The sequence below is a fragment of the Fibrobacter sp. UWS1 genome, assembly GCF_002300445.1.
In the GTDB taxonomy this organism is placed as follows: domain Bacteria; phylum Fibrobacterota; class Fibrobacteria; order Fibrobacterales; family Fibrobacteraceae; genus Hallerella; species Hallerella intestinalis.
On the sequence record NZ_NSGW01000001.1, the window covers coordinates 1780941 to 1797106 of the forward strand.

At 48.2% G+C, this 16166-nt stretch carries 8 protein-coding genes; 4 read left to right on the forward strand and 4 right to left on the reverse strand.

What is annotated here, in order from left to right; all coding sequences use genetic code 11:
- Positions 1 to 172: 172 nt before the first annotated feature.
- On the forward strand, positions 173 to 1852 hold the full coding sequence (locus tag BGX14_RS07650) for a carbohydrate-binding protein (RefSeq protein WP_073303948.1): 1680 nt from the start codon (positions 173 to 175) through the stop codon (positions 1850 to 1852).
- Between the two features lie 109 nt (positions 1853 to 1961).
- Here BGX14_RS07650 and BGX14_RS07655 read toward each other — a convergent pair whose 3' ends face one another.
- The 4 genes from BGX14_RS07655 to BGX14_RS07670 form a co-directional block, all read right to left on the reverse strand.
- Complete coding sequence (locus BGX14_RS07655; RefSeq protein ID WP_073303946.1) at positions 1962 to 2534, reverse strand: chromate transporter; 573 nt, start codon at positions 2532 to 2534, stop codon at positions 1962 to 1964.
- Positions 2531 to 3070, reverse strand: coding sequence for a chromate transporter (locus BGX14_RS07660; RefSeq protein WP_095879527.1), 540 nt, complete (start codon positions 3068 to 3070; stop codon positions 2531 to 2533). Before BGX14_RS07660 ends, BGX14_RS07655 begins: the two co-directional genes overlap by 4 nt.
- A complete protein-coding gene (gene sprA, locus BGX14_RS07665; protein WP_095879528.1) occupies positions 3070 to 9852 on the reverse strand; it encodes a cell surface protein SprA in 6783 nt (2260 codons plus the stop codon). The genes BGX14_RS07660 and sprA overlap by 1 nt, the downstream gene beginning before the upstream one ends.
- A gap of 346 nt (positions 9853 to 10198) precedes the next feature.
- Positions 10199 to 12082: an AIPR family protein gene (locus BGX14_RS07670; protein WP_073303937.1), complete on the reverse strand. Its 1884-nt coding sequence runs from the start codon at positions 12080 to 12082 to the stop codon at positions 10199 to 10201.
- A 751-nt stretch (positions 12083 to 12833) separates the two neighbouring features.
- Here BGX14_RS07670 and BGX14_RS07675 point away from each other — a divergent pair.
- The 3 genes from BGX14_RS07675 to BGX14_RS07685 all read left to right on the forward strand — a co-directional run bounded on the left by BGX14_RS07675 (position 12834) and on the right by BGX14_RS07685 (position 16163).
- A complete protein-coding gene (locus BGX14_RS07675; protein ID WP_095879529.1) occupies positions 12834 to 13937 on the forward strand; it encodes an MBL fold metallo-hydrolase in 1104 nt (367 codons plus the stop codon).
- A gap of 100 nt (positions 13938 to 14037) precedes the next feature.
- Positions 14038 to 14790, forward strand: coding sequence for a leucine-rich repeat domain-containing protein (locus BGX14_RS07680; RefSeq protein ID WP_073303931.1), 753 nt, complete (start codon positions 14038 to 14040; stop codon positions 14788 to 14790).
- Positions 14791 to 14804: 14 nt separating this feature from the next.
- Positions 14805 to 16163: a S41 family peptidase gene (locus tag BGX14_RS07685; RefSeq protein ID WP_073303928.1), complete on the forward strand. Its 1359-nt coding sequence runs from the start codon at positions 14805 to 14807 to the stop codon at positions 16161 to 16163.
- Positions 16164 to 16166 lie beyond the last annotated feature (3 nt).

Here is a 16166-nt window from a genome sequence, read left to right on the forward strand (position 1 = left end):
AATAGAGTCCGTCAAAAGATGGACTCTATTTGATTTTTAAAACGTCCCCGTCCAACAGCCCGAATCTTCGGTGGCGTTGTTTTTTATACAACACAAAATTCCCTCGTTTATTTTCCGAATTTCCAAACAAAAGTATTTCTAACCTAGTCCGATTCAACTTTCGGGGAATATCATGAAAAAAATTTTTGCGTTTACCGCCTCCATTTTCTTCGCTACGCATTCTCTTACCGCACAGGAAATCGCCGATTGGGCGGGTTTCCGAAATGCCGTCGCCACATTTACATTTGACGACAATCTTGCCAACCAGCTTTCCATCGCCGTTCCCATCTTTGACAAATACGGTTACAAAGCGAGTTTTTACATCGTGAACAATTGGAATCCCAATTATGCAAAGTTTAAAGAACTCGTTTCCCAAGGTCACGAAGTCGGCAGCCATTCCGACAGCCATGCGCAAACCATGCCCAACAATGAAATCGCCAGTTCCAAAGCAACTATCGAAAGCAAAATCCCCAACCAGCAGTGCAACACGATTACCTACCCGAACTGCAATGTTCCGGACGAAACCCTGCTTTCCCAGAATTACATCGGCGGTCGCATTTGCAGCGGACAAATCGACGGCAAAACGCCGCAAAACTACAACCGCATCAGTTCCATCATCTGCGGCAACACGGGCAATGTGAATTCCGCTCAAGCCTTCCAGCAAAAAATGCAAGAAGCGATAAACAAAAAAGGCTGGGTGACTTTTCTGATTCACGAAGTCGATCAGGGCAGTGGCTACTCCCCCACGGCATCTTCGGCGATAGACGGGGCTTTGAGTTGGGCAAAGGAGAACGATTCCAAAATCTGGGTGACGACCTTTCGCAATGCCATCATGTATTCCAAAGAGCGAGACGCTTCAAAAATCACTAAACTCAGCGGTGATGCGCAAAGCGAAACTTATTCCCTGACTCACAATCTTAGCACGTCCCTTTCCCCTTTCGACTACCCGCTATCCATTCGCCTTCAAAACACCAATAATTGGACGTCGGTGAAAGCAACCCAAAAAGGAAAAAGCGTCAATGCAAAAATCCAAGACGGCTACATTTATTTTGATGCCGTTCCAAATGGCGGAGACATCGTTCTTTCTAACGGTTCCGGCGAAATCGCTCCGCCCTCTTCCAGTTCCATGATTTCCAGTTCTTCGGCCCAGCCCTTTGCGGGAAGCATTCTCATTCCGGGAACCGTCGAAGCGGAAAATTATGACATCAATGCTTTTTACGATGCCGATGGACAAAACGAATCCACGGGCTACCGGGAAGACGACGCAGGCATCGTTCCAACAGAAAACGGCTACGCCTTGGGCTATACAAACAGCGGGGACTATTTTGAATACTCGTTGAACGTGAAATCTTTGGGCACATATAACGTAACCATCCGCGGCGCAACCGGCAATTCCACCGCAGCAAGCGTCACTCTTTCCGTCGGAAGCGAAAAGCTTTCCATCCAAATTCCGACTTTAGGCAACTGGAATTCCTACACCACCGTGGACGCCGGCACCCTCGCACTGACAGCCGGAGAGCAGACCCTGCGTTTAAACATCGACAGCAGCTATGTAAACATCGACTGGATTCGCTTTGAATGCGCTTCCTGTGAAACGGACGGCATCGTTTCCTCATTTCAATGGAATTTTAACGCCTCCCCAATCCAATGCCAGATTTTCGATATCCACGGACAATGGATAAAATCGGCGCGCTTGCAAGCGGAAAATGTTGGTGATTTCTGGGAAAAGGTCAAGCCGAGTTTGCGGCCAGGAGCCTACATCATCCGATTGGGGAACGGCAAAACTTCACGGCACATCTTAATGCGCAAATAAAAATCGCTTTCGTCTGGAGTCGGCATTTGGGGATGCCGACTTTTCCTTTCAGCCTTCATTCCGTCTTGCGCCATTTTTCTTCACCCAACCAATTTTTTGCAATCACAGATTAAAAAAGAAGCAGTCCCAACAAAGCGGAAACCACAATCATTTTAATCGGACTGATTTTTAAAAATTTCGTTCCCACAAAAGTGAAAACAAAAAGACCGACCGAAACGACAAATCCAAAAGCATCTTCCGAGAACGATCCAAAATTTTCCTTGGTCATCAGTAAAAGAGTCGCCGCAGCCAAAAGACCAACAACCGCCGGGCGCAAACTCGACAGCACCAACTGCACCGACGCATTGTCCTTGTATTTCATCAGGTAGCGGCTAATGATGAGCATTAAAACCAGCGTGGGAAAAACCAGGGCAAAAGTCGCCGTGCAGCTTCCCAGAACGCACAGGAACGGGCTCGCGCCCTCATTTTGCAAAGCCGTGTAGCCCGCATAGGTCGCCGTGTTGATGCCAATCGGACCGGGCGTCATCTGGCTAATCGCGACAATATCCGTAAATTCGCCTGCGGACATCCAATGCCTAGAAGAAACCACTTCGTGCTGAATCAAGGAAAGCATTCCATAGCCGCCGCCAAAACCGAACAAACCGATTTGAAAAAACGTGACAAACAACCAGAAGAACGTCATTTTTTCTTTCTCCCGACTAAAAAGCCGGAAAGCCCCGCCACTAAAATGATGAGTATCGGCGACACGCCCAAAAGCCAGATCAACAGTGCGCTTGCCACCGGAATCCAAATCGTGCGGCGATTCAAATTCGCTTTCTTCGCCAAGTTGAAAGTCGGAACCGCTATCAACGCGACCACAGCCGGGCGAATCCCGCGGAACATGGCAGCGACATAAGGATTTTCCTTGAAATGCCGAAAGAATATCGCAATCAAAAGAATAATCAAGAACGAAGGCAGAGCTGTTCCCAATGCGCAGAGGATTCCGCCTGCCAAGCCGCGCAAACGATAGCCGACAAATACGCTGATGTTGATGGCAAAAACGCCGGGACAACTTTGCGCCACAGCCAGCAAATCCCAAAAATCTTCTTTGGAAATCCATTTTTTCTTATCCACGATTTCCGCTTCGATTAGCGGAATCATCGCATAGCCGCCGCCAAACGTAAAAAGCCCGATTTTAAAAAACGTGAAAAAACCGTTCAGAATCACATTATTCGTCATCAATTAAATCTCAACAGGAGCGCGATTTCAAACGACAGAATCTGTTCCGTATGCGCCGTTTCGTCGTCCAATTTTTCATGAATTTGCCGATATTCCACATAGGCACTCATACTTGCCATTTTATTAAACTGGTAGCCCGCACTCGGGCGCACATACCATTCGTGAATCCGGGACGGCACGCGGCGTTCCGTTTTGGTCAGCTTGGGGAAATACACCGTATAATCCTTTCCTTCTATCGACCACTTTTTATAAACGCCGTCCGTCCCGCTTTCCTTCTCCCACGGATCATAATCGGCACTCGGTTCATAAGATTCTCGAACCGTTTTGGTGTATTCATAACCTGCCGTCAAACGCAAATCGATGTCGTTCTTCAATTTGAAATACCATTTCCAGAACTGGAAACCGCGCTTTGTCTTCAGCGGATACGAAATCGTCAAATCGTTGCCCACATTGTAACCGAAGTCCTTATATAGCGCCGTCGGAATCCAGGGAGTGTAATAATATTTGCTGGTGTCCGAGATGTCTTCTACCGGATTCGGCCAATTCGTCTGCGAAATGACTTCGGATTTCGGGCGGCGATCCGTAAATTCCAATTTCAAGAAAGTATTGTCTTCAATCCGTATATTCTGCTGCGTAAGAATGCTGACCCGAATAAGCGGGTTGAAATTCCACGTTGTCGTCCAGCTGTCCTCGGCGCTCTGGAAAGGCTTGACAGAACGCGTGTGCGTATAATCGACGCGGTGCGTTGTGCTGACGCTGCGGAATCCGTTCAAAAAGCCTATCCGCTGCGAGAAATTCGGAACCGTCACGCCTACGCCCCACTTTGGCCAAACAATTGTCGAATCCGTGTACATCGGGTATTCGCGGGACTGGCTGAAATCCTGTTTCCATTGCATATCCGTCACCACGCCAATACTCCAGAACGGCAACGTAAATCCCGTCGAAAGATTCAAAGTTCGACTGACGCTATGCGTAAAATTCCCTTGATAAACGAGAGTGTCCACATGGCCGTTGCGATACTGCGCAAATCGCGTGTAATCGTCGCGATGATCCAGCCCCATATCGCCAGAAACGATATTCCAGATGCCGCGATTCCTGTAACCGTTTCCAATTCCCAAACCGTAAAGATAATACTGGAATGGCGTCACGCCCTGTTCTTCGTATAGCTGCGCCAGAGTAAAGTTTTCGCCCACCGTCGAAAGGTCCACGGTCCAGCCCGCCTTGAGGTCGCGCCAGCGGAGCTTTTCAAAAAATCCCGCGGCGGCATTTTTTTCGCCGAACAATTTCAAAAATTCGATCAGCTTGAACGACGGAGAAAATTCAAAGCGGTTCGTCTGCGAAATCGTCCAGTAATTTTTTTCCACCATCGTCGGGTCGTATAAATCGTATTCATCCGGAATCGTTTTCTGCTGCTTGAACGAAGACGAGAAGGCGAAGGACATCGGCAAGAAAGGAATGATCAGCGGATTAAATGTCGTTTTGAATTGCTGGCTGCGGCTGCGTTCGTTTTTCAGAATGCCGTAAGAACGCCCGTATTCGCGACTTCCCACACTATCCACTTTGTAATAGACCGTGCTGTCATACAAAATTTTATAGGTATTCGGGTTGTCCATATCGATCAAAGCGGTGTCGCCGTTGGCGTTCACCACGGCCACGGTATCATAGGGAATCACCACGATGCTGTCGGGAGAGATGTAAATCTTGCGGTCCGTGTGGTCAAAGTCAAAAATATCATCCGAAGCAAAGAGCCCGCCATGATCCGGCGACCAGAAATTCTCTTTGGCAAAATCCTCCTGATCACCGCCGCCATACATATCGCGCGAAATGTTCAGGCTGTAATTTGTCGAAAGGAAGGGGAAGATATTCCAGCGGATATTCGCCTTGTGCGACAAATCCACCGTATAAGTGACATTCTTATCGACCTGCGGTTCCGAGAAATCCGGATCCCGCTCCTGATTGACATAGCGGACATAGCTCAAGTCGAACAAGGTCAAATCGATGGTCTGCGGCCACGGTTCAAAGCTCGCGTCCGAAAAACTTTTTGCCCATTTGGAATCCTTGAGAAAGCTGAAAGGCTTATAGTTAAAGCGGTTGAAGGTTCCCAGGCTGTATTCGATAATCGTGTGATAGGAATAAGTCGAATCCGCCGAAGTCGTCGATCGGGATTCCGTTTCGGTGTAGCTGTAACTCCACGCCGGGCGTTCCAAGAAAATCTGCGAAAGAATTTCTTTGACGGGGCTGCTCTGCATTTTATAATCTTTGCTGTAGCTAAAGCTGAACCGCCGCGTCCGACTAAAAGATTCGTATCCGCGGGATTCCGCATTTTCACGCAATTTTTCTTCTTCATCGGCATTTTCAACAGTCAATTTTCCATCCCAGGCGTCTTGGATAAAATCGCCCAGATTGTCGCGGGACAATTCCAAATCGTCCGTCGGTTTCAAATAAGGGCGTTCCGTCGTGCTGCTGTAACCGAAATTCATCGGCATGTGGAAGCCTTCGTCATCGGGCAAAAATTTATTGAGGTTCAGGCTTGCGTCTGCGGCAACATCCAATTGAGAAGCCGCTTCGGAAAGGGCGGGTTTCGGAGACGAGCCACTGGTGGAAAGCGTTGCAAAATTTCCATCTTGATAACGGGCGGAAGCCGAAACCGAAAGGAAGTCGCTGAAATTCGCCTGCCCAGACGTGCGGAAAGCGTAGCCCCAATCCGAATCCATGTCCGAAAGCCGCAAGTCGTCAATCCAGAATTCGCCGGAAAGATCCGCAGGCGAAGCGTCCTCGTCGGCAATAATCACAAAGCGAATCCAATCGACAGAAGTCGTCGAAGGATTTCCGACCAGCTTCAGGACTTCTTCACGCTCGCCGCCAATCGAATCCACGACGGCATTCAAATACGGCGGTTTCCGTCCTTTTTTCAAATTCGAGAACGCCGAAAGCTTTTCCGAAAAAGCATTGGCAAGCCAGTTCCGTTCGTGGCAATCCGCCGCGCGTTCCGCCGAGGAACAAGTGATTTTGACCGGTCTGAAGCTCCATTCGTAATAATCCGTCGAACCGTCCAAAGAACCTTCGCCAAATTGCAAGGCAAAGCGCACAGGCGTCCGCGTCGCATCCGTTTCGTAATGGATTTCCATTTTCAGCGTTTTATACTTGGTCAAATCTTTTTCGTTGGATTCAAAAGCCCGAGTCGCTCCGACCGACTGCCCCGGAGACAAGTTCTTATAAGTAAGGACCAGCGCGGTCTCTTTCAAAGCGGCATTCGATTCCGAATCGCGTTCCGTTTTGGTGTTCGGGCTTTTGTAATACGTTCCCGAATTTTCCCGGTTATTGATGGTCGAAACGCTCAACTGCGACGAATCCGCACTGGACGACGCATCGGAAGAAATGTCCACTTCGCTGCCATCGACTATCGCCGTCTGGGAATTTCCCGTAGAAGACGTCACATACTTGCTGGAAACATCCGAGGATTCCCAAGAATTTCCCATCACTCCCAATTTGACGATTTGCACCTTCGCTTCGGCAACGCCGTTGTTGAGTTTTCCCAGCCAAAGACGGGAGAACTGCGCCTGCGAAAGGATGACCGAATAACTTTCCCCGCTGGAAGTCACCAGCGTATCAAACTGATCGACCGGAATTTTCCAGCGACGCCAACCATTTTTTAAAACCTCGTATTGCGTATCGTCATTAGAGGACAAATCAATGCGATAGCGGACAAAGCTGATATCCGTATCCAACGAGCCATTCCTATTGATGTCTTCCGTATCATACGCCCGTTCGCCATTATTGCCTTCTGTGCCGTTAATCGCCACGGGCGGGTCGCTTTCATCATCCAAATCGTCGTCAAAGTTATCGCGGGCAATGTCCGTATTAGTCGCGTCCGAATTGGCACTCGTTTTTAAGGTACTCACACAGCCATTCATGCGGCAATCCCACACGATTCGAACTTCTTCCGAACCGGAAAGCCCGTCCAAACCTTTGTCGTGCAAAGCGGTCGTCGTCCCCAAATCATTTTCGCCGTCATATTGTCCGTTCGGCGCGTCACCATTAATCGACAAGTCTTCGCTGATAAGCCCCAAATCCAAATAAAGGCTGCCCACATTTCCTCGAGCGACGACTTCAATATATTTCATATCGCTCAAGTCCTGATAGTAGCTGGAATTCGGACGCATCACGCCGCCCCAGCTGTTCCCCGCCAGATTGTCGTTCGGGCGCAACGTAAACTTGAGCACCGTCAAGCGCTGGTTATCCACATCGCTGTTCCCAACCGTGGGATAGATATGCTTATACAGGACCGTATTGTTGCTATGCCAAATAAATTCACCTTTGTGCTTGTAATCCTGATTTTCAATGTAGGTTCCCGGATCCGTATCCACGCCGCCAGGAGGAGACGCAAAATACCAGGAAAGACGCGACAACGGGTAAACCAGTCCCGACTCGCTGCTTTCAAAATCTTCCAGCAAGGCCGTTTTTCCGCTGCTCGTGTTCGCATCGTGATAGCTGCTGGCAAATTCCGTTTCAAACTTCCAATTGGAAGTCGCCGACGTGTTGATGCCCGGAATCATGTTCACCAGATCCGTCATCCACTTCGTCGTGTCTTGCAAGCGCAAATTCATGCCCCACAGGAAACTGGAATACGGTTCGCTTCCCAAAGTCGGCGTACTGGCCGTCGTGCTCTGGCTTTTATACAATGCGGTGATGCCAAAGAGCGAGCCTTCACCAAAGCCGTAACGCGTCAGCGGCAACTCCGCTCTGGCTCCCAGCAAAACCTTGTTGTCGATTTCAAAAAGCGGTTCGCATTCAAATTCCACCGAGATTTCTTTGTTCGGATCCAACGCCGTTTCGCTTAAAAGTTCAATCTGCCCCAATTCATAATTCACATCGTAGTCCACGCCGCGAGTCAAAATCGTCGAGCCCGCTTTCAATTTTTCGGAGCCTTCTGAAATATCCATACACGTTCCAGAACTTACCGAATAGCTGGAACTCGGATCCCGCACGCTGATCACGGAATTGCGTTTTTTCCCGACGCTTTCAAAATAAAAACGGTTCGTGTACTTCGTTCCCAGATTGGAAACCGGCAGCGTATATAGCTTTGCCATCGTCGCCGAAGAGTCGATGTTCCGAAGCGGCTCCAAGCAATTCTCCCGAGCCCGCGCCGAAGAATTCGCTCCGCTATACCAAGAAAGCGGGCGACAAGGCAACCACATTTCGCCGGTATAAGAGCCCGAAGCGTCCTTCTTGAAAATCGTCGCATCGCCCGTTAAAATCACATTCGTCGTCGAATCCACAAGCCCGAGCGTTTTCAAATACGAACTCGAAACTCCCGCCTTATTTTTAAGGCGCAACACGAAACTGGATGCGCTTTCGTCCGAAATGCCGACGGAATAAACGTTGCGAAGCATCAGCTTGTCGATGTCCGTCAATTCCGAAAGGGTCGCATCCCATTGAATCAACGCCACGCGCGATCCATCATTGACCGTCGTCCCCGACCTGCCCGTGCCATCATCCGACCAGCTGGCCGCAATCAGCGTATTCTTGTTTGCTCCAAGAACTTTGACGATACCCGTTTTGCTGTCATAGGAATAATCGTTAATGGACATCGGCACCAAACGGTCGATGGTCTTTTCTATTCGGGCACCCGTCGGCGTAATATAAACCGCCGTGATATTTTCCACCACATTGGTCGTCGTATTCGTCGGCGCTCGCCGGTAAAGTTTCAAATTCGTCGCCGCATACGGAGCCGTGCTGCGCCCAGCGAGTCCCGCGCTAATATAATTGCTCCGGGCTTCCTGATTGATAAAGTAGTAGCGGTACGCGATAAACTGCTTGTCTTGAATCTGGAACTCCGTCGTACTGGAGCTGGCGTTAATCGTGTATTTTTCCTGGCTCCCTCCATCTTGAGACGCAATCGTCGTCAGCCACCAGTCTCCCAGTTTCCATTCCGCTTTAATGCCAAAAAGTCCTTTGTGGTTTTCGGAATATCCGGTCAGTTCCGTCCCCGGAAGCGCCAAAGAAGTCGTTCCCGCTTCAATGCGCTGTAAAATGTAGTCTTCAAATTCGCCTTTATAAGATTCCTCGTAAACCACCCGGATCTGGTTTTTCGCCCCCAACCCGCTTTCGACATTATTGACTTCCACGGTAATGTAAGGCCCGATTTTTCCTTTCACCATGAAGCTCGGGTCGTAATGCAACGTCGGGCTCGGGAAAAGGTTGTCCTTGGTGCTGCCAGGTGCGTCGTCCTTTTCGCCTCGACCGGAAAGCCGAATATCCATCGTTCCTTGAAGCATCAGCTTTGGCTTATCAAATCCAAAATCCTTCATCCACGACGGCATATTGATGGGAATGTCGATATCGTAAAGTGTTCCACTCTCCGGTTTAGAATATCCCCCGCTGCTTTGCCCCGCAAAAGAGTTCAGCCACAGACGATTGAAGCCGACGTCGTACATATCCGAGACGTAAGCGGCAATTTCCGGATAAATCGAAGACCACATTTCCATCGTGTCCCGACTGAGCGGATTCACATACTTCTTTGTCACCTCCATTTCGCGATTTTCAAAATCGATGTCGTGTTCGTATTGCTCATTTCGAGGAGGTTTCATCAACTGCGATTTTTGGGCAATCCCGCTCTTGGGCACCAAATCCAAAAGCGGCGTCGCATTTGGAGGAAGCGGCATATACTGCACTGCGCTTTTAGCGGACCCCGACGCAGCAGAAGACACAGCGGAATCCGCCGACTCTTCAGCAAACGAAAGAGCAACCAAAAAAGCCAATACGGTCAAAAATTTTTCCATTCTAGACCAGATTCAGAACATCCTTTGCTATGCAGAATAAACGCACTAAAAATACAGAATCAATACGCCACTGCCCACAAAAAGTCGATAGAAATTAACAATTTTTTCATTTGAAATCTTTGCCGTCTTGGAAATTTCGGTTCTTTAAGCGCACCAACCGATCCCTGAGTTTTGGTTAGTATGCTTCGACGGGCTCAACAACCATGCTTCGACAATCGATCCCTGAGCTTGTCGAAGGGCAAGGGAGAAGTGATTAGCGGTCACGTTTTCCATTCTTTTTCTCCCCGACACAAAAAAAACGAGCCTGAAAGTATCCAGACTCGTTTATCCTAGAACCGAAGAAATCCTACTTCAAGAATATGTCGATATCGCCAAGGCATTTTTCCCACGCCTTGTCTTTGGCAACAAGCATTTGCATAATCTTTTCATAGGTGGCAGTCGTTCCAAAGCCTTTCCACAAGCGACGTTCCACGTTTTCACCCGAATCTTTGTCGATTGTGGTAATCGTATCGTAATAGTCCTTGTTGTCTTTGAATTCATTGACCAGAATCGATTTCAGATAGTCGCTGTAAATACGAGAAGCGTATTTGAGAAGCGATTCGTTGAAATCCAATTCATTATTGACCAGATATTCGAAATCCTGAATCGGATTGCCGTAAACCAGCCAATGCCGAAGGGCGATGGCCACAACAACGTCGCGAACAGCGCTGCGGAAGAGGAACTTGTCTTCCAGACGACCATTCCATGTGATTTTGGTCAGCGGGTTTCCGTCATTCGCTTCAATGGAAACTCCCTTGCCTGGAACGACGTTGCGAATTTTAATCGGCAAGCGGGTCAAAAGTTGCCACGCCTTTGTAAAGGCGATTGTCTTGCGGACAAAATCCCTTTCCTTATCGGGAGCCACTCGCAGGAATGCACCAAAGCAGTGCTGGTACAGGCCTTCCTTGTCAAAGATGCAATCGCTGGAACGGCTTTCCGAAATTTTTCCGTCCATCATAAAAAGCGTCTTGGCGAGTTCTGGCCGCATCCGGACTTCCAGTTTGCGGGTCCGCGCTTTTAAACGCACGCCGTCCTTATAGACATAAGTAAAACCTTCTTCCTGATAACGCTGCCAAATAAAGAACTGCAAATCGTCCGCAGCGCGCAGATGGTAGCTGAACACCGGATTCTGGCGGTTATTCGCCATCGTCACCTGACGCAAGAAAGACTCCGCATCGGGATAAGGGACGACAACTTTCACCAGAACGAATGGATTTACCGGATTCTTGCTGGTTTTGAAATAGCTTTCATAAGTGAACAGAGACTGCGCACCGTTGATGATTTTCGGGCGTTCAATCTGCAAAACTTTTTTGCCATCGCGATCTTTTAAACGCAAATCGTCGCCGGTCAAAGTCATGCCGTTGTGCAAAAACGGGAAATCGCTGGCATCGTTCGCCTTTTCCATTTCCTGGAATGCTTCGATAAGAGCCGCATTGGTGTGGGTCAATTTACCCAAATAAGTTCGGATGTTACTCGAAACAATCGCCATGTTGTGCTTTGTCTTCAAGCGTTTGCCCAAAGACTGGTGGTAATCAAAAATCGTGCGAATCGGGCAGAATCCCACGAAAAGTTCACCGCTCTTGCTGGTCATGTGCAAAGGATCGTCTTGCATCACAATGTCGAGCTTGTCGTCGTTATTGCGGAAATCCTTGGCCAAATCATCGTGTTCCGCACGAATTTCCAGTTTCGCGCGGATATCGGATTTCCAAATGCTGAGCTTGCGGCGCATATCTTTCAAAGTGCGCTCCATTTCGGCATCCGTCACATAGCGGCTAGAAAGAGTCCGCAAAACCGTAATTTCCAAGGTTTCCATGTAAGGTCTGCTGGCCGGCTGGTCGTTGCCATCGTCCGCATCCGCCGCATCCATTTTCAGCACATCCCACGGATCCGCTTCTTCACGGAGCGACATAAAGAACGGATTGTCCGGGTCGCTAGTGCGGAATACAGCAATCTGCAATTGTTTCAGATCGTAGGAAAGGTTGTGCATCACCTTTTCTAATGGGGTCGTTTCATCGATAAAAATGAAAATTTCGAGAAAACCCTGGGAATACTGGAAGCCGTGAAAGCATCCTTCTTCATCCAAATTCAAATGCCTTAAAGCCTTGATGCGATCCGTCGGGTCGTTAGGGTTCAAGCTGAGCAAACTCGCTACAAAGGAAAGTCTGCGTTCTTGTGCTTTCGTTAAATCCATTTTATTCCTCTAAAAACTCCAAAACACTAGAGTTTTTGAAATTCATATACATAGTAATTAAATATTACTTTTTTAGAGGACTCCCAACCAAAAAAATCATGTTTCATTATTTTTACATTCAAATGGGGACACGATTTTTCCGATTTTTAGCCTTTGCGTTATAATATAGGTTTTCTTTTGCTCTTCGCCAAATTTTTCTGAATTCCTACTTGCATTTTGCCATCGCCCGCACCCGATAAGTTCTGACATTTTCTGAAACTACTTTTTACTTACACAAAAAAAAACAACGGACGCATCGATTTTCCAAAGCAAGCCGTTTGACAAAAATTTCCGCAAAAGACACCCACTGGGGAACTATATCCAATCCTCCACCACAATATCACAATTAAAATTTTTTCAAAGGGCGAACATCTTTTTCCCAAGCTGAACCCTTCTTCAAACGGGGCTTTTTCTTTCTCAAGGGCGAATCCTTTTTCAAAGTGTGAACTTTCTTTCCCAAGCTGAACTCTTCAATGTTTCTTCATACCGTAAATTTTTCTCGCAGACAGCGAGATGCTCGTTTGCCGCACACAAATCTTGGGAAATTGCATTTTAGCTTGAACACAAGGGAAGCGGCAGCCCGCCGCCTTGAAAAGCAAAACGACAAGCAGCCGTTTCTCCAATGAACTCTAATCACTAGAAAGGCGAAACGATTACGAGCAAATCAGGAGGAATTTTGCGCATCCGTACCCAAAATTTGTATTTTCAAAAAATGCCCGCCAGAATACGCATCTATACCGCTTTTTGGAGCATTGCCGTCTGGATTTGCATCGCCTGCTCCCACAACATTCCGGACGCTTCCGAGCAAATTTCGCAACGGCCTTTGCATCACCTTCCTGACGGGCATTTTCGCAACACGGACACCCTGACAGAACCCGTTCGAGACACGATGGAAATCGATTCGCTGGTTCCGACGCACAGAACCGTTCTGCACCCCTTGCCCATCGTTCGCGGCAAAGAGGAAATCTGGGCGGATTCCTCCGCCGCTTCCGCCACCTGGATCGGGCACAGTACTTATTACATTCGGCTGCGAAACTTCGGTATTTTATGCGACCCCATCTTTAGCGAAAGAGCGTCCCCAGTGCAGCTTTTCTTTGGACCCAAACGCGGCTCGCCGCCCGGAAGAAGCCTGGATTCGCTCCCCGGCGTGGACCTGGTTCTGATTTCGCACGACCATTACGACCATCTCGATTACACCAGCATCCGAAACATCCACAAAAAATGGCCGCATTGCCTTTACGCCGTTCCTCTCAAAATTGCGGAAATTCTGGAAGGCTGGGGAATTCCCCGGGCGCAAATCATAGAATTGGACTGGTGGGAATCCCAAGAGCTTCATGCCAAAGGGAACGCATTACGCCTGACGTGCGTTCCTGCGCACCACACCAGCCGAAGAGGCGCTTTTTCTTCGAGCAGAAATTCGACTCTTTGGGGCGGCTGGATTGTCGAATTTCGGAGCCGCAAAATCTGGTTTGCTGGAGACATCGCCATGGGCGACGGCTCTTATTACAAGGAAATCGCCCAAAAATTTGCCCCGATAGACGTTTCTTTTTTACCCATCGGCAGCTACAAGCCCTCTCGTTACACCCGGGTTCACATCAGTCCTAGGCAAGCCGTCCAGTTGCACCTTCTTGTTCGGTCGCAAAAAAGTTTCGCCATGCACTGGGGCACGTTCAGCATGGTCTATGAACGTATGGATGATCCGCCAAAGGATTTAAAAAGAGCCAAAAAAGAAATGGACGTTCCCGATTCCAGCTTCATCGTGCCGGCTCTCGGTGAAATTCACAAGCTATTCGACTATTCCGATTTGGAACGATAGAAAAACATCTTATCCTTTCTTTTTGCGATTTTCCCCCAACAATCTGCACAAAAATGCTATCATTTTACAAAAGCTGTCATTCCAAAAATGGAGCCGGATTATGAACATTCTTGACGTAATTGCAAAAGCAAAGGCCGAAAAAGCAAAAAAATTGGATCTTTCAGACCTGCACTTGCGCTTACTTCCGCAAGAGCTGTTTGCCCTGGAAGATCTGGAAGAGCTGGTTCTGGACCAAAATCTTCTTGTGGAACTTCCGGAAAGTATCGGTAGGCTCAAAAATTTGAAAAGCCTTTCCGTCAGCGAGAACGATTTGATGGAAATTCCCGAGTCCATTGCCGAGCTTTCCCTTTTGGAAAACCTGTATCTCGGCTACAACAGCCTTTCCGAAATTCCTGAATCTCTCGGGATGCTTAAAAATCTGAAAAAAGTGAATATCGCCAGGAACCAGCTTTTGGAACTCCCGGATTCCATCGGCAACTGGACGCAAGTGGAAAAATTCTCCCTGCACGACAATATGCTGTCTAAAATTCCGGATTCCATCGGCAATATGGCAAAGCTGGAAAAGCTCTATCTGGACAATAACGAGTTGCAAGTGCTTCCCGAAAGCATCGGCAATCTGCAAGAGTTGGAAATTCTGATGGTTTCCGGCAACAAGCTGTCGTCTTTGCCTAAATCCATCGGCGATTTGCAGAAACTTGTCGAACTGGTTCTCGACGAAAATTCCCTGGACGCGCTTCCCGAAAATCTGGCAGACTGCAAAGCGCTCAAGTCGCTCTCCGTCGTAAACAACCCGCTTTCTGGAACGCTGCCTGCGGTTCTTGCCGAAAAAGAAAATCTGCGGATAGACGTTTAAGCGAAAGCAACCCTATGAAAAAATTCATCCTCTTTTTCAGCTCCGCCATTTTTTGGATGGCGGGATGTTCTACCGATACCATTTCCATTCCTTCCATAGCCAAAGAGGGAAACGAAGAATTCAAATTCAACTACAACATTCTCCATTACTATTATTATAAAGCCGAAGAAGAGCTCCGCACTCCCGAATACTACTTGAACAATCCGGACACGATTCTGGTGAATCCCAAATACGCCGATGTTGCCGAAGTCGTAGCGATGTATCTAGGAATGTCGGACTTGTTTACATTCTATTATCCGAGCCAATACTTTGATGCCATCCAATCCTCGATTACGGAATCCAAGACAAACGACAAATCGTTCGGCATGGAAGTGGATTCTTCTCTGCAAGTCAAATACGTTTACCGGGTCGGCCCGGCGGCCACGGCGGGAGTGCATCGGGGAGATCAAATCATCGCTCTCGACAGCATTCCTTTAAACGACGACTCTACTAACGCATTCGACAAATACAACTCCATTCTAGAGCAAAAAACGAAAGACAACTTTCTGCTGACCGTTTTGCAAAACGGCGAAGCGCGGGATTTTTCGCTGACTCGCGAAAGCCTGCTGACGCCGACCGTCTATCTGGATTCCATCGACAGCGTCCCCGTTATTCGGATTACGGAATTTTCAAATATCACAAACGGGTTTGGTGAAGATGGCAGCTATGCGGAATTTCAAGATGTTTTAAACCAGACAGATGGAGCCAAATCTACCGTATTGGATTTGCGGGGAAATCCCGGAGGCTCCATAAGCCTGTGCACTCAAATGGCCGGCGAACTCCTTTCTAAAGGCGACACGATTATCGTCGAAAAGAATTGGAAAAGAGAATCTCCCGAAAAAACATTCTCAACCCTATACACCGTCAATGAAAAAGACGGCATGGCAAAAGACCGCTACGTTGTACTGATGCTAGATAGCAACAGCGCCAGCTGCGCCGAAATGTTTGCCGCCGCTTTAACAGCCAACATCAAAGCGCCGATCGTCGGCACGAATTCCTTTGGCAAGGGCATTGGGCAGTATTATATTCAAACTCCCGAAAACGGTTTTGGCGTCATCACCGCCATCCAGATTCTAGACAAGAACGGCGAATCTTTCCATTCCTATGGTTTTGTTCCGGATTTCGACATTCCCGACAGCGTTTCTGCTTTAGTCAAAGCCGTTGAACTGGCAAAAGCCGCAACATTCAAAAGGCAGGCGGGCTACAATCCCGAAGTGCAGACCTACTGGACATCTTCGAAGTATAAGGCCATTCCCCGCACTCCTGAAGAAAGTTTAAAACTCTTGCTTCGAGGGATGGCACTCAAAAAACTAGATTACCTAGACGCCCATTAAAAT

Bases quoted from the DNA above. Each gene is read 5' to 3' on its own strand.
- BGX14_RS07685 (WP_073303928.1), top strand. From the start codon at position 14,805: ATGAAAAAATTCATCCTCTTTTTCAGCTCCGCCATTTTTTGGATGGCG.
- BGX14_RS07675 (WP_095879529.1), top strand. From the start codon at position 12,834: ATGCCCGCCAGAATACGCATCTATACCGCTTTTTGGAGCATTGCCGTC.
- BGX14_RS07670 (WP_073303937.1), bottom strand. From the start codon at position 12,082: ATGGATTTAACGAAAGCACAAGAACGCAGACTTTCCTTTGTAGCGAGT.
- BGX14_RS07680 (WP_073303931.1), top strand. From the start codon at position 14,038: ATGAACATTCTTGACGTAATTGCAAAAGCAAAGGCCGAAAAAGCAAAA.
- sprA (WP_095879528.1), bottom strand. From the start codon at position 9,852: ATGGAAAAATTTTTGACCGTATTGGCTTTTTTGGTTGCTCTTTCGTTT.
- BGX14_RS07650 (WP_073303948.1), top strand. From the start codon at position 173: ATGAAAAAAATTTTTGCGTTTACCGCCTCCATTTTCTTCGCTACGCAT.
- BGX14_RS07655 (WP_073303946.1), bottom strand. From the start codon at position 2,534: ATGACGTTCTTCTGGTTGTTTGTCACGTTTTTTCAAATCGGTTTGTTC.
- BGX14_RS07660 (WP_095879527.1), bottom strand. From the start codon at position 3,070: ATGACGAATAATGTGATTCTGAACGGTTTTTTCACGTTTTTTAAAATC.